The following is a 19,866-nucleotide window of genomic DNA, read 5'->3' as shown; positions in this document are numbered from 1 at the left end:
CATGCACAATAATTCATTTAAGAGTTTAATTTCAGCCTTACATGATGATGAAGTTTTAGATAGTAAAAGCTTAGATAAGTTAGAAGAGTATTTTAAAAATTTAGAAGAAGATGATATTGATGAATAATAAAACTATCAGTATCTTTTTTAGTCTGAGACAATTGAGAATAGTGTTTTGATTTAATGCTAGCATTATGTGATGGTAGAAAATTATATATAAAGAAACGTGTTTATTTCCTTGTATTTGATAGTAAAAAATGTAGAAAGTAATACCAATTAAAACTTAAAGAAAGATATGAAAATATTACAAAAATTTAAACCATACAAATATGATGAAGAAATTAAAATTATAAAAGGAATATAATTTTATAAGAAATAGTTGACAGATAAATTGCCTTACTATATTATTGTATTAATTTATTAATACAATAATATAGTAAGGAGGTAATGAATGAACTCTAAAAAGTATAATATTACAAAAGGATTATTTATAGTTTACATAATTCTTTTGACATGGATAATACTATTTAAGTTGCAATTTGATATTTCAACTCTTGAAACCATGAATCTTAGAAGTATAAACTTAGTACCTTTTGCGGGTTCACTTATAATTAATAATAGAGTAGATATATCAGAGATTATATTAAATGTGGCTATATTTATACCATTTGGGATATATGTGTGTATGCTAAAAGAAGAATGGAGCTTTATAAAAAAAGTTATATCTATTTTTATAACTAGTTTAGCATTTGAAACACTTCAATATATATTTGCAATAGGTGCAAGTGATATAACTGATTTGATAGGAAACACACTAGGAGGAATCATAGGAATAGCTGTTTTTATGCTATTATCGAAAATATTTAAGAATAATACCATAAAAATTATCAATATATTGGCATTGATTGTGACAATTATTGTTGTATTATTTTTAGGATTAGTTATTTTTGCAAACTTATAGAAATAAGTATATAGGTTTAGCTTAAAATAGACCGTAAAATACAGTTACATATAAAATTATTTACACATAAAAAGCACCTATATAGGTGCTTTCCTAAATTATTAAAGAATTATTGTATCTTGAAACTCTTGTATATTCAATTCTTGATTTTCTCTTGTTTTCTCTAATAAATCTAACTCACAATTTATACAAACTTTAATTTCTGCATTGGTATTTTTCTCATAATAAGTTATATATTTATTTCTATATTTATCTATTTCTTTTCCACAACGACTACACATTACAATTATGCTCCTATCTTAGTTCCTCCATCTCTAACTATTCTTAATATATTCAATAGTAACACCTTTCTGAAAATAATAATTGTTAAAAAAGTTTGATGATTTGGATGTATTTTTAGAAAGTAGAAAAATATATACTTACTGACTAATGACAATCTTATATGTATTTTAGTTTGAGTGATTTAAGAAAAGTATTTTGAATGGGTATTATTTTATAGAGTAAATAAATACATATAAAAAGTAGTGTTTATTTCATTACACACTACTCTTTATATGTTATTGGTATTACTGGTCTTCATGTAATTTTAAATGAACCCTTAATTCAAAAGAATCTAGTTTTTGTTCTTTAGACTTATAATAAACTGCTTTATCAATTACAGATCTTAGGAGTTTATTTTTTCCAAGGGAATCTGAATCATGGTAAAGTGATAACACAGTTTTAATATCTTCTATTATTTTAGCATTGTCTTTTTTAACAGTACTCAATCTATTTTTTACTGTCTTAATTGAATCGTTAATTTCTTCAGTTCTTGAACTTATATTGTTGGACCTTTCAATAAATGTATCTTCATCATATATTCCTCGTTCTAGTAAATCATATAACTTATTTTTTTGCTTGCCTAATTCTTTTAATTCAGTTTCTAAGCCCTTTAAGACTCGTTTTTGAAATTCTATATTACTATCTTTATTATTTTTATCTAAGTCTAAATCAGATGCTTTTAATTGATATTTTTTTACAGTGTCTTCCAAAGATTTTAAAATGGCAGCTTCAATAAATTCAAATCGAGAACTTTTATTGCAACCAGGATGATAACAAACTATATAGTCATGGTCTGCATATGGTCTATATACTAATGGTCTGCCACAATTTTTGCAAATCACTATTCCTGCAAGTGGATTTTTTATTTGATTACCATAGCTGACATGACCATTTTTTTTGAGTATATTTTGAGCCTTTTTCCATGTTATTTCACTTATTAAAGGTTCATGCTTTCCTTTTGCTTCAATCCATTCATCTTTAGGTCTTAGTTTAACTGTTTTTATTTTGTTTGGGTTTTTAGACTTTTTATAGTCCTTTTTCTGCCACTGAATATAACCACAATAAGCTTTGTTTTTTATTATATTTGTAATTGCAGAATTATACCAATTAGCACCTGTGGCAGTTTTAATGCCTAAGTTATTTAGATATTTAGATATTTTACTACAACCCATATCCTCATTAATATATAAGTTAAAGATAGTTCTAACTATATCAGCATCCTTATTTGGTACAAGTATTCTTTCTTTTCTGCCTGTTGTTACAGCATCATATCCAAATGGGGCAGAAGTTCCTATGAAATTACCTTCTTCAACTGATTTTATTCTACCTCTTTGCATTCTTCTTGATATAAGTTTTAATTCTTTTCTTGCCATAAATGCTTCAAATTCTGAGTACTCTTCATCAAATTCATCTGTTAGGTCGTATGTTTTTCTAGGTGTGATGATTTTGGTTTTACTTTCTTTGAAAGTTTCTAGTATGACACCTTGGTCTTTCATGTCTCCACGTCCAAGTCTATCTAAATCCATTACTAGGACTGCATCATATTTATTTTCTTCTACTTCTTTTAGGAGTTCAATCATTTTAGGTCTATGTATTATACTTTCACCAGAAACTAATTCTTCTTTTATCTCAATTACATCTAAATATTGTTCTTTTGCTAGTTTTAATAGAGTAGATTTATGTCTACTTAAAGTTTCATATTCTCCTTGTTTTTCTGCTTCTTCATCAGCACGAGATTTTCTTAAGTATATAGCAACACTCATAATAAGTAATCACACTCCTTATGTAGTATATTATATATCATATTAGTGGCAATTAATAATACTTTACAATAAAAAAATACACTAACATGAGGTTAATGTATTTTTTTATTGTAAAGTATAAATTATAATAGCATTTAGAACTGTTCAGTAGCAACAAGAAAACCTTTATTTATTAAAATGTCAGCATCTGCTTGTGATGCTGGAGCATAACCTTTAGATAATAAATCATTTATGTATAATTTATTATATATAAAACAGAATACTATTGAACTAAGTCCAAAGGTTACACAAGCACAGATTAATTCTATAAGCATCCATTTCCAGTCTCCCCTAAAAAGAGCAGGGAAAAAACCAAAAAAGAAAGTTGTCCAACTAAAACCAACTTTACATTCCTTTATCATTCCCACATTATTTCTTAATCTTACTTTCATTAAATTATCCCCCTCACTAAGATATTAATTTTATATCAAATGTAGAATTTTTTATTGCAATAAATCTATACCTAGTATTAGTTATTAATTATATTATTTGCTAGTACAACAAAAAAGATAAATAAAATAAGTATAAAGCAATATATTAAACATCCACATGTGATTTTACTAAAAAAATATTGTTTTTCTTTTTTTGCATCCATAATAACATCCCCTAAAAATGTGTTGTTGTATACAATAATGGCTATAACATATAGTATACAAGATTGTTTGTTATAAAGTTGTCGAATGATAAGTAAAATTATATTAATATATATATTTGTATTTAAACATGAGGAAATTCAATATATAGAGATAAAATAAATTTTAAGATATTTTAAAAATTTAAGTAAAATTAATAATATACAGATATAACTAAATAGAAAATTTTAAAATACTTAATAAAAAATTATAAAATGAAATTTAAGTAATTAATATTAGGAAATAATGGAATAAGATGTGGTTATTTAGTTTATTTTGTAACTCTATTAAGTAAAGTTAGAAATTTTATTTTTTATTCAGTAAAACTAATCAGATACTTATATAAATAAATTGAATTTTGTATGAAAATATTGTATAAATCGATATAATTTAATAAAAAAATATAGTATAATGCAATTGAAAACAATTTTTAGGGGGGAATTATATGTATAATTTCAAAAAAGTATTAAGCTTGTTTATGATAATTTTATTATCAATTTCTGTGGTGGCATGTTCTAGTGGGGGAGATGCAAAAGATGAAAGTAAAGGCAAAGATAAACAATTTATTGAGGAGTTAGGAAAAGAACTTAAACAAAGATGGGCTGTAGCATCTAAAGACGAGAATGGAACATCAAATTTAAAAGAGGATGAAGCTCTTGAAAAGCTTATAAAAATAGAACTAGATGCTTTGTCAAAATATAAAGATGCTGAGTTTGATAGCCCAGAACTTGGTAAGTTAGCAAAGGATTACATAAAAGCAGTTGAAGATTCAAAAGATTCATTAAAATATTATTCAAATGATACTGTAAAATTTTCAGAACTTTGGGAAAAGTCATATAATGAAAGAAGCACAATACTATTAACTTTAGTTGATAAGTTTGGACTACAAGTAGATGAAAAAGAATTTAAGGTATTAAAAGACAATGCTCAAGTTGTCAATGAAAAAAATGCATCAAAAGAAAAAGTTGATGCTATGGTGAAAGGTATAAAATTTGAAAAAGTAAAAGATGAATATGACTGGAAAACTTATCAAGCTACTGTAGAAAATACGAGTGATTTGGACCTTCAAGATTTTTATTTAGATATAAACTTAGTAGATAAAGAGTCTGTAGTGATTGATACACAAACAACATCAGGAATAAATGGGACATGGAAAAAAGGGCAAAAGGTGAGACTTGAATTTACTACAGATAAGGAGTTTGAAAAAATAGAATGGATACCTCATTATTCTGCTAATGATTATAGTATAACTGAATAGCGATTTATTAATATTTAAAATACATATAAAGTACTTACTAATTTAAGTGAGTACTTTTTTAATTAATTAAATTACCAGTATATGTTATAATAGTTTTAGCAAGAAGATGTAATCTACAATTTAAGAGTGGAGTTCATACGAGGATAAAACCTACTTCCTGATGAAAGGAGGTGGGAAGTATGGACAACTTTTTACTTAGTGTATTAGCTAGTTTAACAGCTAGTTTGATTGGATATACAGTTTGTATATGTATCAAAAACGTAAAAAGCCACTCTACTCGTGGCAAGAGTAAAAGTGGCTGGGAATTTGATTTTAAAATCAAATTCCACAAATTTAAATAATTTCTAATTTTTTAAATTATGAACTTCACTCTACGTCTAAATAGATTGTAGTTCTTCTTGCTTTTATTATATCACAAATTGGAGTAGATATTCAAAAATAATATTTTTATATGCTAGTAAAAATGTAGATAGTTTTGCAGTGTGCGAATTTTTAAATATAATGCTTGTAATTATTGAAATTACTGCATCAGAGACTAATTTTTCAAAATGTCAAAAAACACTACTGGTGCTTCACTGCAAATTTAAGAGAGTTTTATATGTGTAAGTATTGGAAATACTCAATTCATTTTGGGGTTTTATATTAACTATGTGGTATGTAAAGTTTACAAAGCCTTTAGGTTTGCATTAAAAGAACACAGTTTTATATTAACTATGTGGTATGTAAAGATATATTAGTAGAATAATACATTCTTAAATTGTAAAAGTTTTATATTAACTATGTGGTATGTAAAGCCGCTTCTCTAGCTGATAAATCAACATGATTTGCTTGTTTTATATTAACTATGTGGTATGTAAAGGATTCAGGAGCAATTAATAAAGACTATGTAAATAGAGTGTTTTATATTAACTATGTGGAGAAAAATAGAGTAGTTCAAACTACTCTATTTTTTTATTCATAAGTATATTTTATATTAATTTCCTTTTTATTAATTCTTCTTCGCAATAATATCTACACAATTCTAAAAAATCTATTTCTAAAGCAAGTGATAAATCTATAATTGTAGAAATATTAATATTTTTATATCTTTTATTTTCTAAATCAGAAATATATGCTCTACTATAATTTGCTTTTTTAGCTAATTCTATTTGAGTCAGACCTCTTTCTTTTCTTAGTTTTTTTAGCATGTATAAAATCTCCTTTTATTAAATTTTATATATGATATTATTTGTAGAATTATAAAATAAATGCGGGTATTAGCATCGTTTTTTAATGGTATAATATGGTAATATGTACTTAAGATAAAATTTTATCGTAGTAGAATAAAAAAATAGACATAAAAAGAATGTAAAAAATTGTAATAAAAAAAATTGAAATTAAAATTATGAATTTTGATATAGTAAGAAAAATACTCAAAAATACGGATTTATACACATATATACAATAAAGTAAAATATTTTTAAAATGAAAAATAAAATGAGTACTAAAAAGACATATTGCCTAGGTTGCAACAATTTTAGGAACTCTATATAATATATTTACAAAGCAATTTTAAGAAATCTTAAATAGATAATTTGTTGAAATAAATTTACTAGAGTTGTAAATTAAGGGGATTTTTATAACTATTTATACGAACGTGAGTTCTTAAAATCTTAATATTTCTTAATTTTATATGAAAATAGGAGATATAAAACGTTTAAAGAAGACAAGAGAATAAAGAATAAATATATAAGGATGTGGTTTAGATGAAAATATGAATAATATACTAAATTTATACAAAGAAGGAAATAAGATATACTCACATATAGTGCATTTAAAAATAAAAGGATTGGTGGTGTTTAATATTAGATATGTTTAAGTGCATATCTATAGTATGAGGGGTATTATAAAATATTTAGAAATGGAGGAATGTGGTAATGGATGAAGTAGAAAATGTAAAATCTAAAGAAGCTAAAAAAGCTAAAGAATTTATTGAATTATTAAGTACTCTAAAAGTTGCTAATAAAGATAAATTTTTAGAATCCAAAGGTTTGTTAATGGGCTTAAATACAAAATAAAAAAACAGAGTAACACTACTCTGTTTTTTTATTTTCACTATCTGCTTCTTCTATTGATGACAACATAAATTTTTTAACTACATTTCTCATTTCATCATCAAGTTTCAAATACATTCTAGTCATTTCTTTTATTTCTTCATCCGCATCAATTCCTTCTAATAAATCAACATATTTATCTCCAGAGCCATCTAGAAGCCAATCTTTATTAATTCCATAAAAATTATATAAGTCATCTAAGATTCTGTTTGTAAAATTTTTAGCACCTGTTTCAAGACCTGCTAAGTGACTTCTTGAAATCCTAAGACTTGATGCAAAATCAGACTGTGTGATTTTCTTCTCTTCTCTGATTTTTTTTAATCTAGAACCGATTTCTTTATTTTTTTCTTTATTTGTTTTTGTTTGCATTTTATAGCCCTCCTAGAGAACATTATATAATAAGAAAAGTTCTTTTGCAACAATAATGAAATGAAAATGTTCTTTTTGAAAAAAAATATAAAACACTATTGCTTTTTGTTCGAAAAGAACCTATAATGAAGTTACAAAAGTTCTTAAAGAACAAATGGAAGTTCTTAAAAAACTGAAAAAGGAGGAGATATTTTATGAAACTTTCAACAGAAGAGCAAAAAAAACACAGAGATGAGTTTATTAGTAATATTGATAAATTGAAGAAGGCTAATATTTATGCTTTTTTCGAAGCAAAAGGACTAGTAAAAGGTATACTTGAAAATAAAAAATCTGAAGATACAAAAAACTAGGGAGGAATAAATTATGAGTAATAATTTGATGATGTTTGAAGGAAAAGAAGTTGAAGTGTTTGAATTTGAAGGTGAAATTTTATTTAATCCATATCATTGTGGAAATTGCTTAGGAATTGGTAATGAAGGAGTTAGAAAAGCAGTTACTAGAATGAATAAGAATCAAGTGATTAAATTAACTAATTCAATTGTGACAGATAGTCACTTTAGAAAATTGCATAATACAGGAGAAAATTTTCTTACTGAAAGTGGAGTATATAAATTAATCTTTAAATCAAGAAAAGAAGAAGCAGAGAAATTTCAAGATTGGGTTACAGATGAAGTACTACCATCAATAAGAAAAACAGGTACATATAGTAACAAAGCTAAAGATAGTAAAGATGAATCAGAAATAAAATACATGAATGCTCAAGCAAGATTAAAAAATGCAAGAGCGAGAGAGGCAAAGATATATTTAGAGTTAGCTGATAAAGTGTCACAAGCTGGTATACCAGAATTTGCTCAAGTGATGTACTCAAAAACTACTGAATTACTTTCTGGGGAAGCATTAATACCATTACCTAAGATGGAAAGAAAAACTTATTCAGCTACAGAAATAGGAGAAATATTAGGAATTTCAGCTAACAAAGTTGGAGGATTAGCAAATGCTTATAATCTAAAAACAGATGAGTATGGAATTAATGTATGGGATAAAGCTAAATATTCAGATAAACAAGTACCTAATTTTAGATATTATGAAAATGTAATACCAGTTCTAGAAAAAGTTTTAAATGCTTTTGAAAACTAAATTTAAGGAGGAATAATAAAATGAAAGAAAATAACAGAATAGTGAGTGCTATAAATGAGGATATAGTGAGTGTTGGAGTTGGAAGAGAAATGGATTTAACAGTTAAGGAATTGAATATGATAGATGATTTCAAGAAAGCTATGAATGGTGTTAACAATGAGATAGCTAATGATTATGCTCTTTTAGAAATGGATAGAGATATTTTAGATAAAATTGCATTAAATACAGCTTTAAACTACAAAAAAATGAATTTTGAGTATTCAGAAATAGATGAAAAACTATTTGATGATTTTACTTTTAAGTTTATGCTAAAGTTTTTTGGTGATATAGAAGAAGATGAATTACTCAAATATCTTGTTTATATAGGAGAGGAAGAAGAAAGTTATAAATTGAATGATAGAGAAAGGATATTTTATAAAATAGTAGATACACTTGATGCAATAGCAGATATAAAAATAGCAGACCAAAATAAGATAGAAAAAGAAGTAGGTATGTGCATAGGTGAAGATAATTATATAACTTATTGCATAGATGAAGACTTAATAAAATTTTATATTAAAGATGAAGAAGAACTAGCTATAGATAAAAATAGTCCTCTACTATATATGTTAGATACACTATTTTATGAAGTACATGAAGATTAAAAATTGCAATAATTAAATAAGTATAAGACAAGTTTATGAGCTCATATTTTATAACAAGGGGTGATGTTATGAAAATACTACAACAATTTAAACCATACAAGTATGATGAAGAAAAAAATATTGAATATGATGAAAAAATTATAGCTAATCAAAACACAGAAGTTTATATAGTATATCCACGTATATCTGATGAAGAGAACAGGAGAAGATGGAAAGAGTTTGATGAAGTAGCCAAAGAAGTAGCTATTAATATAGCAATGAAGAAAGCTGAGACAGTAGAAAGTTAAAAAAATAGAGAAGTTGCTAATGCTTAGCACTTTCTCATAGAAGAAAATTGGACAACTATTTTTAAACAACTAGGAATAAAAATATTAAAGTGTATTTGAAAGAAGGTGATGAAATTGCTGAGTCTTAATATTAGTAATAAGAACATAGTAACACTTAAAAAAGATGGGAAGTTTTTAGCCAATATAGTATTTAAGGATATTAAAACTGGTAAAAAAATATCAGTTGGAACATTAAATAAAAAAAGTGCTGGTCAAAGTAACCAACACAACAAATAAAAAGTTAATAAAATTATAACATAAAAATTATAAGGTTAGCTATATAAAGATTTAAAAAAGGGGATATAGTTTTATGGATAATCAAGAAATAATTAAACTAGTGCTAGAATTCAAAAATGGAAATGAATTAGCATTTGAAACATTACTGAGAGTGTTTGATAAAGACGTTAAGATAAGAGCTAATATATTATTAAAGACTAATTTTAATATAGATAAAGATGACTTAATTCAATCTGGATACATTGGTATATATAGAGGATTAAAAAATTTAAAAACATGTGGAGAAACTTATCCTAAATCATTCTTAAGAAAATGTATTAGAGATGAAATGTATACCTATATTAGAAATCAGTTAAGAAAGAAACATACATTTATAAACGAAGCACTTTCTATAGAACCAAAACATTATGAAGTACTGCATAATGATATTTTAATAGAGGATGAAGTAATACATTCAGATATTTCAAAAAAAGTGATTAATTATATTAATTACTTACCAGAAAAGCAACAAAAGGTAATGAGATTATATGCAGATGGTTTTGATATTCTACAAATATCCAAACTATTAAAAAATAAAAGAAAAATTGTAGAAGAGAATCTATATGATGCTACAGAATGTTTAAGAGAATTATGCTTAGATAATATCTATTTATAAAACACAAAAAGGGGAGATTTAAAATGGTTGAAGTTAATATAAAAATTAAAGGTGAAGCAAGTGAAATAATTGACTCAATTAGAGCTATATTTAATAGCTTTGGTGAAGAGTCAATGACAGAGATAAAAGCAGAGCAAGAATATAAAAGTAGACGTAGTAGAAAGTTAAAAACAGAAGATTTATCAGAACAGGAATAAAGAAGGTGATATAAGTTGCAACTATATAAGCATCAAGAGGAAGCTTTAAAGCTAACAGAACATAATAATAAATGTGCATACTATCTTGATATGGGACTTGGAAAGACATTTGTAGGAAGTGAGAAGTTAATGAGTTTGGAAACTAATACAAATTTATTAATCTGTCAGAAATCAAAGATTGATGATTGGATGCATCACTTTAAAACACATTATCCAGGTGTAGGGATAATCAATGGAACAAAGAAACTTAGTGAAGGTATAGAGTATTTTAAGTTTGTTGAAGTTCCATTTATAGTAGTAATCAATTATGAATTAGCTTTTAGAAGAAAAGAGTTATTAGATTTAAAGGATTTTACTCTAATGTTAGATGAATCATCAATGATTCAAAATGAAAAGGCTAAGAGAAGTAAGTTTGTACTAAATTTAAGCCCTAAAAATGTAATACTACTTTCTGGAACTCCATGTAGTGGCAAATATGAGCAACTATATTCTCAAATTAAACTACTAGGGTGGAATATATCAAAAGATTTATATTGGAAGCAATATATTGATGTTGAGTATAAAGATATTGGTGGTTTTCCAATGAAGGTAGTAACAGGCTATAAGAATGTTGAAAGATTAAAAAAGAAGTTAAGAGATTATGGAGCAGTATTTATGATGTCAGATGAAGTGTTTGACTTGCCAAAACAGATAGATAATGTAATGAAAATTAGTACTACAAGAAAATATAGGAAGTTTAAAAAGGATTCAATTATAAGTATTTCAGATAATATTGAACTTGTTGGAGATACAACATTAACTAAAATGTTATATGAAAGACAATTATGCAGTCAATACAATAAATTTAAGCTAGAAGCTTTTGAAGATTTAATAAACTCAACAAGTGACAGACTGATAGTATTTTACAATTTTAATGAAGAGCTAGACAGATTAATAGAATTATCAAGAGATAGACCCATATCAATCATAAATGGTTTTACAAAGGATTTAAACAATTATGATGAATATAATAATTCGATTACATTTGTACAATATCAAGCAGGAGCTATGGGTTTAAATCTACAAAAGTGCAATAAGATTATATACTTTAGTCTTACTTTATCTTGTGAATTATTTATGCAAAGCAAAAAGAGAGTTCATAGAATAGGTCAAGAAAATACATGTTTTTATTATTATATGATTTGTAGAAATAGTATTGAAGAAAAGATATATAAAAGCTTACAAAGTGGTATTGACTATACAAATAAATTATTTGAGAAAGGAGAGTAATTTTTGGGGGCAGAAAAGCAGTTTGAAAATAAAGTTAAAAATTTTTTAAAAGAACAAGGTTGTTGGTTTATTAAATACTGGGGAGGTTCAGCATATACAAAAAGTGGAATACCAGATTTATTAGTTTGTTGTAGTGGTAAATTTATAGGAATTGAAGTCAAAGCTGAAAAAGGAAAAGCAAGTGAACTACAAAAGTATAATATTAAAGAAATTGAAAAGTCAGGTGGAATAGGAATTATTCTATATCCAAAAGACTTCGAGAAATTTCAACATATGATTTTAGAAATAAAGAAAGTAGGTGAGTAAATGCAGTTCTCACATAGTAGGATAGGGGTATTTAAGAGTTGTCCATATAAGTATAAGTTACAGTATATTGACAAGGTGAAAACAATATTAAATGCAGATGCTAACAATGCTTTAATATTAGGAACATCACTCCATACAGGCATTGAAAAAGATGTTGATGCAGCAGTAAAAGAATATTATTTTAGCTATCCAAGTATAACAGATTTACACATTAATGAAGTGATGAAGTTAGATTATTTAATACCAAAAGTAAAAGAAATTTTACCAAAAGGGTTTAATGAGGTTCAAATAACAACTAGTGATTTTATAGGGTTTATAGATTTGTTAGCACCACATGTATACATGACTGATACAAACTTAAATACAAATGAAACAACCATATATTATGAAGATGAAGAAAGAGTATTTGATATTTATGACTTTAAATATTCAAACAACATAGATAGATATTTAGAAAGTGAGCAACTTCATCTATATAAGTATTTTTATGAAAAGCAACATCCAAATCATGAGATAAAAGATTTGTACTATGTATTTGTACCTAAAATTCAGATTAGACAGAAGAAAACAGAAAACTTACATCAATTTAGACAAAGATTACTTAATGAGCTTGGTAAATCTGAAATAAAAATAGTAAAGGTTGAATATGACTCAAACAAAGTTATTAATTTCCTTGTAGATATAAAAAGATGTCTTGAAAACAAGGAATTTGAAAAAAATCAAAATAAATTATGTAATTGGTGTGACTACCAAGAATACTGTGAAAAGGGGATTGATTATATGTTATTACCAAAGAGTGAAAGAAGAAGTGTAGAAGGAATTAATAAAAAAACTTTATGGATTTATGGTTCTCCATTTAGTGGAAAGACTACATTAGCAAATGATTTTGAAAAGCCTTTAATGCTTAATACAGATGGGAATATAAAGTTTGTTGATGCTCCATACATTTCTATAAAAGATATTGTAACAGTTGAAGGGAGAATGACAAAGAGACAACTTGCATGGGATGTATTTAAAGAAGCTATAAAAGAATTAGAGAAAAAAGAAAATGATTTTGAAACAATAATTGTTGACTTGTTAGAAGATACATACGAAGCTTGTCGACTTTACATGTATGACAAGATGGGAATAACTCATGAGTCAGATGATAGTTTTAGAGCATGGGATAAGGTTAGAACGGAGTTTTTAAGCACTATAAAACGACTTATGAACCTTGACTATAAAAATATAATATTAATTTCACATGAAGATACATCAAAGGACATTACTAAAAAGGGTGGTGATAAGATAACATCAATTAAGCCTAACTTACAAGAGAAAGCAGCAAATAAAATAGCAGGTATGGTTGATATAGTTGCAAGGGTGGTAGCTGATGGAGAAGTTAGAACTTTATCTTTTAAGACTAATGAAGTGATATTTGGAGGGGGTAGATTAAAAGTAAAATCTAATGAAATTCCACTTGATTATAATGAATTAATGAAAGTCTATGATGATATTAGTATAGAGAAAAAAGACGTTAAGAAGTCAAGTAAGACTAAAAAATCTAATGCTGAAGAAGTTAAGGAAGAGGTAGTTGTAACACCTGTAGTAGAAGAAATGAGTGAGAAAACTGAAAAAGAACAGACAGAAACAGAGGAAGAAGTAATTGAACAAGAAGAACCAGTTAAACCAATTAAGAAAACTAGAAAAAAGAGAAGTTAATTTAAACGATTATATAAAATAGGTTAGTAATTAAAAAATTTAAAAGAAAAGGATGGTATATGATATGGATTTTAGTAAATTTGATAAAGCAATAGATGTAAAAGGATTAAAAGAAGATATAAAAGAAGCATCTGAAAATGGTGGTAAATTTAAAGATGTACCACATGGTACTTATGAGGTAGAAATAAACAAAATGGAATTAAGCGAGTCTAAAAAAGGTGACCCAATGTTTGTATGTTGGTTTAAAATACTAGAAGGAGAGTATAAAGATTCATTAATGTTCATGAATCAAGTAGTTAAGCAAGGTTTTCAAATTCATATAGTAAATGAATTTTTAAGAAGTTTGGAAACTGATATTGAAGTTGAATTTGAATCATACAGCCAATATGCACAACTCATAATGGATATAGCTGAGGAAATAGATGGAGAGCTTGAATTTGCTATTGAATATGGTGAGAAGAAAGGTTTTAATACCTTTACAATAAAAGACATATTTGAAGTAGCTTAGAAACTTTATTACAGCTAGGTGTATACATGCATCTAGCTGTAATATTAAAAAGGTAGGTAATTAATATGAGAGTAAAAAGAAAAGATGGCACTTATAAGCCCAGGTAAAATTGTAAGATGTCTTTATTGTGGAAAAAGATTTTACAAGTTAGATAACTCTAAAGTCATATATTGTAGTAGAAAATGTGCAGCAAAAGCGAGAGGGGTGTTCTAAATGATTTTTTATGATTTTGAAGTATTCTCTTATGACTGGTTAGTTGTATTTATAGATGTTCTAAATAAAAAAGAAGAAGTTATTGTAAATGATATAGATAAGTTAAATTCATTTTATATAGAGCATAGAGAAGATATTTTTATTGGTTACAACAGTAGACATTATGACCAATATATTTTTAAAGGACTATTATGTGGATTTAATGCAAAAGAAATAAATGATTATATTATTGTTAAAGGTCAACCTGGTTGGAAGTTTTCAAACTTATTAAGAAACATACAAATTAATAACTATGATGTTATGACTAGTTTTCATGGATTAAAACAATTAGAAGGTTTTCAAGGTCATAGTATAAAAGAATCTAATGTATCATTTAACATTGATAGACCATTAACTAATGATGAAATAGAAGAAACTATAAAATACTGTAGATATGATGTCGAACAAACTATAGATGTTTTTATTGAAAGAAAGTCCGAATTTGAAGCACATATGGGATTAATTAAAGCTTTTAAACTTCCGGTAGCATATATTGGTAAAACTCAAACACAACTAACAGCAATTATATTAGAAGCTACAAAGAAAGAACATGATGATGAATTTGACTTACAAATACCAGATACTCTAAAAATTGATAAATATAAGGAAGTTTTAAGCTGGTATAAGAACCCACTAAACCATGACTATTCTAAAAATCTAAAAATTAATATTTCTAATGTACCTCATGTATTCGCTTGGGGTGGTGTTCATGGAGCAATAACAAAATACTATGGTGAAGGTTATTTTTTACATGTGGATGTTAATTCCTTCTATCCAAGTCTTATGATTAGATACAATTACCACTCAAGAAATATAAAAAATCCTCAAAAGTATGTTGAAATTTATGACAAAAACTTACAGTTAAAAAAAGAAAAATCACCTCTAAGACCAGCCTACAAATTGGCAGTTAATAAAACATATGGAGGAATGAAAGATAAAAACAATAATTTATATGACCCAAGACAGGCTAATAATGTATGTGTTAGTGGACAGCTGTTATTACTTGATTTAATAGAGAAGTTAGAAGGTCATTGTAAACTTATTCAGAGCAATACAGATGGATTAATTGTAAAGTTAAGTACAATAGATGATTATGAGTTAATAGATGATATATGTTATGAGTGGGAACAAAGGACAGGCATGGGTTTAGGTTTTGATGTATACACTAAAATATTTCAAAAGGATGTTAACAATTATTTAGTTATAACAGAAGATGGAGAAGTTGAAGCAAAAGGATTATATATCAAAGATTTAGGAAATCTAGACTATGATTTACCAATTATAAATAAAGCACTTAAAAATTATATGGTAAACAATACACCTATTGAAGAAACTATAAATAACTGTAATGATTTAATAGAGTTTCAAAAGATAGTAAAAATAAGTAGTAAATATTCACATGGTTTATATAGTCCAACTATAGAGGGAAAAACAAAAAAAGTATTTATTGGCGGTAAGATTTTAAATGATAAATGTTTTAGAGTATTTGCTTCAAAAAATAAAAATGATGGTGGTATTTATAAAGTCAAAAATAAAGAAAAAAATCCAGAAAAATTTGCTAATACACCAGATAAATGTTTTATAGAAAATGGAAGTGTTATAGGTAAAAAAGTACCAAGGAAGCTAGATAAAATTTGGTATATAGATTTAGCAAATGAAAGACTCAAACAGTTTGGAGTATTATTAAGTAATTGAGGTGGTGATTAGTGAGTTTTGACCTATTTAAAGGATATATAGTTACAAATAATAAAAAGGCAGCTGAGAAATTTAAAAATGTAAAAAAGTTAAAAACTTATGAACAGATTAAGAATTTACCAGAGTTTGCAGGTGTTTTAGCAGAAGAAACTGTGTTAGTTGATATTGATGATTTTGAAAGTAGTGAAATTCTATACAAAATAGTACAAGATTTAAAGCTAAAATGTAGAGTTTACAAGACAACACGAGGTAAGCATTTTCTATTTAAAAATACTAGTTTAGAAAAGAATAGAACAAAATGTAGACTAGCTATAGGTTTAAATTCAGATATAAAATTAGGATGTAAAAATTCCTATTCAATTTTGAAGTTCAACAATATTGAAAGAGAAATTTTATATGATAGTAAAGAAATACAAGAGATGCCAATGCATTTAACTCCTATAAAAAATGGAATTGATTTTTTAAGTCTTGGAGAAGGTGATGGAAGAAATCAAGCATTATATAACTATATTTTGACTCTACAGAGTAATGATTTTACTGTTGAGGAAATAAGAGAAACAATAAGAGTTATTAATAAATATGTTTTAAAAACTCCATTACAAGATAATGAACTTGAAGTAATTTTGAGAGACGAATCCTTTCAAAAGAAGATATTTTTTAATTCAAAAGGTTCATTTTTATTTGATGAGTTTGCTAAATACATAAAAAATAATAATCATGTAATCAAGATAAATGACCAGTTACATTTATATAAGGATGGTATTTATGTAGATGGTCAAGCAAGAATAGAAGCAGAAATGATTAATAATATAAGCAATTTAAATAAGGCTAAGAGGAGTGAAGTACTTAGTTATTTAAATTTATTAATAAGTGAGAATACAAGTATGTCAGAAGCTAATTTAATCGCTTTTAAGAATGGTATATATAATATAGTTGATGATTCTTTTATAGAATTTTCACCAGAATTTATCATAACAAATAAAGTTAATTGGAATTACAATCCAGTAGCATATTCAAAGTTAGTTGATAAAACTATGAATAAATTATCCTGTGGGGATTTTGAAATTAGAATGTTACTTGAAGAAGTAGTAGGGTACTGCTTTTATAGACGTAATGAGCTTAGAAAAGCTTTTATATTAACTGGAGATAAAGCAAATGGTAAATCTACTTATCTGGATATGATAAAGACATTATTAGGAGATGAAAATACATCAGCACTTGATTTAAAAGAGTTGAGTGATAGATTTAAAACTGCTGAGTTATTTGGAAAACTTGCTAATATAGGGGATGATATAGGAGATGAATTTATTGCTAATCCTGCTATATTTAAAAAGTTAGTAAGTGGTGATAGGGTAAATGTTGAAAGAAAAGGTCAGAATCCATTTGATTTTAACAACTATAGTAAGTTTTTATTTTCAGCTAATAACATACCTAGAATAAAAGATAAGACTGGAGCAGTGCTTGATAGACTAATTATTATTCCTTTTAATGCTAGCTTCTCAGTAAATGATAAGGATTTTGACCCTTATATAAAGTACAAATTGAGAGAGCAAGAAGCAATAGAATATTTAATAAACTTAGGGTTACAAGGTTTGAAAAGGGTATTACAAAATAGAAAATTTACAGTCCCAGATAAGGTCAAGAAAGAAATACTAGAATATGAAGAAGTTAATAATCCTATTTTAGGATTTTTTAAAGACGTTGATAAGATAGAAAATGAATCAACAAAAGAAATATATAGGAAATATCAAGAGTATTGTATATTAAATGGATTACAGCCTATATCAAACATTGAGTTTTCAAGACAAGTAGTCAAAAAGTTTGGATATGAAGTAAAAGATAAAAGAATACAAGGTAAGAAATATAAAGTATTTACTAGAGCAGTCCCGGGATAGTCCCGGATGTAGTCCCTAGATGTAATATAGTAATTTCAACGTTGTCCCGGATGTCCCTAGATGTTTTTGACCTTTTATATATTTAACTAAAAAATCATCAATTTTTTGTGATGATTTTGCTCCCTTTATATAAAGAATATATATATAATAGTATGGGACTGAACAAAAATTATTGTCTGGATATATTGAAATAGCTAGGCTTGAAGCAGTCCCGGATGTATTTTACATCTGGGACTATCTGGGACTGGGTTTAATTAAGAAGTTATATAATGTAAAAATATTTAAAAAATAAGATAGATTTCATTAATAACCTAATAAAATAATTAAAAAGAATATTCTGTTAATTTGCAAGGATGTGAAAATGGAGTGACAGACTATGAAAAATTAGAAGAATTGTTAAATTCATATAGTAATTTGGATATTGAAATTAGAGAAATAGAGTTAAAAGTAAGAGGTAGTAGTTTGAGAGGAATAGAGTTAAATGGAATGCCTAAAGGAAATAATGTTTCTTCACCAATCGAAAATGAGTTAATATATGTTGAAAGATTGGAGAATGAGAAAATATATCTACAAATTAAAAAAGAATCAATTAATAATATGTTAAATTTATTAGATGATTTTGAGAAAAATCTAATAGAACTAAGGTATTTTAAAAAACTACAATACAAACAGATAAGTTATGAATTAAATATAAGTGAATTATATGTAGGAAAAAAGAGAAAAAAAGCATTAGATAAAATACTTCCCTTTGCTAAAAAATATAATCTAATATGAAGGTCATGTTTGTGTCCGATTTATGACCGATTAATGATTGATTTAGTATAGAAACATGTCACATCAATGTATTGTGATATAAGTTATAATGGTAGTATGAAACAAGTGTATAATATATCCCCTTGAAAAAAGACTAAGTTATCTCGACTTGGTCTTTTTTAATTTGTAAATAAGGAGAATAAAAACATGAATGATTTAAGAGGAAAGATAATAAAAGAATTAGATGAATTTAATATAGATGCTGATGATGAATTCTTAGATCATGGAGTTGAATATGTTGAGAGTTTTATAGGAAAAAGTGCTATTAGTGAAGAGTTATTGATAAGGGGAGTAGTGCTTATGGCAAATTATATAGTAAAGATGGAAAATAAAGACTTAGATTAATTTCTAGGTCTTTTTTATGCAAAAATTTAATAAGTTTTAGATGTCGGAGTTACCGACATCTGAAAAGGTCTATTAAAAATGCATAATATGCACTATTCGGATATGCACACTATGCATATCTAAAATTCAAATACCTAGGAGGTTGATTTTATGAAACTAAAACTTGTTAAAAAAGGAAAATTTTTAGGGACAATATGCGACTTTTACATGAATGAAGAAAAAGAAATATTTATGAGCAGAACACAACTAGGTCATGCTCTTAAATATTCTAACCCAAGTAAAGCGATAGAAAATATACATAACAGAAATTTTGAGTATATGAAAGGAAAATCTATTGAAATAACGGGGGCTCAAATTGAGGGGTCGATATATAAAAATAAAAATGCTAAGAAAATATATATGTATAATGAAAAAGGAATCTATGCTATAGTAAGAAAATCTAATATGCCT

The 19,866-nt window shown here is 26.3% G+C and carries 25 protein-coding genes; 20 read left to right on the top strand and 5 right to left on the bottom strand.

The genetic code is table 11. From position 1 onward, the window contains the following. Positions 1-451 precede the first annotated feature (451 nt). Positions 452-961, top strand: coding sequence for a glycopeptide resistance protein VanZ1 (gene vanZ1, locus IC173_RS19285; protein WP_227856126.1), 510 nt, complete (start codon positions 452-454; stop codon positions 959-961). Between the two features lie 101 nt (positions 962-1,062). Here the strand turns inward: vanZ1 and IC173_RS19280 are convergent, their stop codons facing one another. The 3 genes from IC173_RS19280 to IC173_RS19270 all read right to left on the bottom strand — a co-directional run bounded on the left by IC173_RS19280 (position 1,063) and on the right by IC173_RS19270 (position 3,476). Next, positions 1,063-1,242: a DNA-directed RNA polymerase gene (locus tag IC173_RS19280; protein WP_227856125.1), complete on the bottom strand. Its 180-nt coding sequence runs from the start codon at positions 1,240-1,242 to the stop codon at positions 1,063-1,065. A 285-nt stretch (positions 1,243-1,527) separates the two neighbouring features. Then, positions 1,528-3,045, bottom strand: a complete 1,518-nt coding sequence (locus tag IC173_RS19275) for a recombinase family protein (RefSeq protein ID WP_227856124.1) — start codon at positions 3,043-3,045, stop codon at positions 1,528-1,530. Between the two features lie 134 nt (positions 3,046-3,179). Further along, a complete protein-coding gene (locus IC173_RS19270) occupies positions 3,180-3,476 on the bottom strand; it encodes a DUF2628 domain-containing protein (RefSeq protein ID WP_227856123.1) in 297 nt (98 codons plus the stop codon). 685 nt (positions 3,477-4,161) lie between these two features. Between IC173_RS19270 and IC173_RS19265 the strand changes: the two genes are divergently transcribed. Next, complete coding sequence (locus IC173_RS19265; protein ID WP_227856122.1) at positions 4,162-4,974, top strand: FxLYD domain-containing protein; 813 nt, start codon at positions 4,162-4,164, stop codon at positions 4,972-4,974. 179 nt (positions 4,975-5,153) lie between these two features. Further along, a complete protein-coding gene (locus tag IC173_RS19260) occupies positions 5,154-5,315 on the top strand; it encodes a type I toxin-antitoxin system toxin (RefSeq protein WP_227856121.1) in 162 nt (53 codons plus the stop codon). Positions 5,316-5,942: 627 nt separating this feature from the next. On the opposite strand, the gene IC173_RS21070 is transcribed toward IC173_RS19260, so the two are convergent. Beyond that, positions 5,943-6,161: a helix-turn-helix domain-containing protein gene (locus IC173_RS21070; RefSeq protein ID WP_227851896.1), complete on the bottom strand. Its 219-nt coding sequence runs from the start codon at positions 6,159-6,161 to the stop codon at positions 5,943-5,945. Positions 6,162-6,890: 729 nt separating this feature from the next. Here IC173_RS21070 and IC173_RS19250 point away from each other — a divergent pair. Continuing rightward, the gene (locus IC173_RS19250; RefSeq protein ID WP_227856120.1) at positions 6,891-7,031 is read left to right on the top strand and encodes a hypothetical protein; all 141 of its coding nucleotides are present in this window, start codon (positions 6,891-6,893) and stop codon (positions 7,029-7,031) included. A gap of 15 nt (positions 7,032-7,046) precedes the next feature. Here the strand turns inward: IC173_RS19250 and IC173_RS19245 are convergent, their stop codons facing one another. After that, positions 7,047-7,436, bottom strand: a complete 390-nt coding sequence (locus IC173_RS19245) for a helix-turn-helix domain-containing protein (RefSeq protein WP_227451155.1) — start codon at positions 7,434-7,436, stop codon at positions 7,047-7,049. A 194-nt stretch (positions 7,437-7,630) separates the two neighbouring features. Here IC173_RS19245 and IC173_RS19240 point away from each other — a divergent pair, with 194 nt between their 5' ends. From IC173_RS19240 to IC173_RS19165, 16 genes are all read left to right on the top strand, one after another. After that, a complete protein-coding gene (locus IC173_RS19240) occupies positions 7,631-7,786 on the top strand; it encodes a hypothetical protein (protein WP_022616189.1) in 156 nt (51 codons plus the stop codon). Between the two features lie 13 nt (positions 7,787-7,799). Continuing rightward, on the top strand, positions 7,800-8,573 hold the full coding sequence (locus IC173_RS19235) for a BRO family protein (protein ID WP_227856119.1): 774 nt from the start codon (positions 7,800-7,802) through the stop codon (positions 8,571-8,573). A 20-nt stretch (positions 8,574-8,593) separates the two neighbouring features. Next, a complete protein-coding gene (locus IC173_RS19230) occupies positions 8,594-9,217 on the top strand; it encodes a hypothetical protein (RefSeq protein ID WP_227856118.1) in 624 nt (207 codons plus the stop codon). A gap of 68 nt (positions 9,218-9,285) precedes the next feature. Continuing rightward, positions 9,286-9,504, top strand: coding sequence for a hypothetical protein (locus tag IC173_RS19225; protein ID WP_009894510.1), 219 nt, complete (start codon positions 9,286-9,288; stop codon positions 9,502-9,504). A gap of 108 nt (positions 9,505-9,612) precedes the next feature. After that, complete coding sequence (locus tag IC173_RS19220; RefSeq protein WP_227856117.1) at positions 9,613-9,780, top strand: hypothetical protein; 168 nt, start codon at positions 9,613-9,615, stop codon at positions 9,778-9,780. A 73-nt stretch (positions 9,781-9,853) separates the two neighbouring features. Continuing rightward, a complete protein-coding gene (locus IC173_RS19215; RefSeq protein ID WP_227856116.1) occupies positions 9,854-10,435 on the top strand; it encodes a sigma-70 family RNA polymerase sigma factor in 582 nt (193 codons plus the stop codon). Between the two features lie 23 nt (positions 10,436-10,458). Next, positions 10,459-10,632 carry a hypothetical protein gene (locus tag IC173_RS19210; RefSeq protein ID WP_227856115.1) on the top strand — a complete coding sequence of 58 codons (174 nt, stop codon included), beginning with the start codon at positions 10,459-10,461 and terminating at the stop codon, positions 10,630-10,632. A gap of 15 nt (positions 10,633-10,647) precedes the next feature. Continuing rightward, positions 10,648-11,901, top strand: coding sequence for an SNF2-related protein (locus tag IC173_RS19205; protein ID WP_227856114.1), 1,254 nt, complete (start codon positions 10,648-10,650; stop codon positions 11,899-11,901). 3 nt (positions 11,902-11,904) lie between these two features. Then, complete coding sequence (locus IC173_RS19200; RefSeq protein ID WP_227856113.1) at positions 11,905-12,207, top strand: VRR-NUC domain-containing protein; 303 nt, start codon at positions 11,905-11,907, stop codon at positions 12,205-12,207. Then, positions 12,208-13,908: an AAA family ATPase gene (locus IC173_RS19195; RefSeq protein ID WP_227856112.1), complete on the top strand. Its 1,701-nt coding sequence runs from the start codon at positions 12,208-12,210 to the stop codon at positions 13,906-13,908. It abuts the gene before it with no gap. Between the two features lie 64 nt (positions 13,909-13,972). Beyond that, a complete protein-coding gene (locus IC173_RS19190) occupies positions 13,973-14,416 on the top strand; it encodes a DUF669 domain-containing protein (RefSeq protein WP_227856111.1) in 444 nt (147 codons plus the stop codon). A gap of 213 nt (positions 14,417-14,629) precedes the next feature. After that, on the top strand, positions 14,630-16,363 hold the full coding sequence (locus IC173_RS19185; RefSeq protein ID WP_227856110.1) for a hypothetical protein: 1,734 nt from the start codon (positions 14,630-14,632) through the stop codon (positions 16,361-16,363). 11 nt (positions 16,364-16,374) lie between these two features. Beyond that, complete coding sequence (locus IC173_RS19180; RefSeq protein ID WP_168346845.1) at positions 16,375-18,258, top strand: phage/plasmid primase, P4 family; 1,884 nt, start codon at positions 16,375-16,377, stop codon at positions 18,256-18,258. A 366-nt stretch (positions 18,259-18,624) separates the two neighbouring features. After that, on the top strand, positions 18,625-19,032 hold the full coding sequence (locus IC173_RS19175) for a sigma factor-like helix-turn-helix DNA-binding protein (protein ID WP_021373959.1): 408 nt from the start codon (positions 18,625-18,627) through the stop codon (positions 19,030-19,032). A gap of 186 nt (positions 19,033-19,218) precedes the next feature. Then, positions 19,219-19,416, top strand: coding sequence for a hypothetical protein (locus IC173_RS19170; protein ID WP_227856109.1), 198 nt, complete (start codon positions 19,219-19,221; stop codon positions 19,414-19,416). 150 nt (positions 19,417-19,566) lie between these two features. Further along, on the top strand, positions 19,567-19,866 hold a 300-nt coding region (locus IC173_RS19165), incomplete at its 3' end, for a BRO family protein (protein WP_255613459.1).

The organism is Clostridioides sp. ES-S-0048-02 (genome assembly GCF_020658495.1).
Taxonomy (GTDB): Bacteria; Bacillota; Clostridia; order Peptostreptococcales; family Peptostreptococcaceae; genus Clostridioides.
The sequence above is the reverse complement of the archived record's forward strand: the minus strand, read 5'-3'. Positions and strand labels throughout refer to the sequence as shown.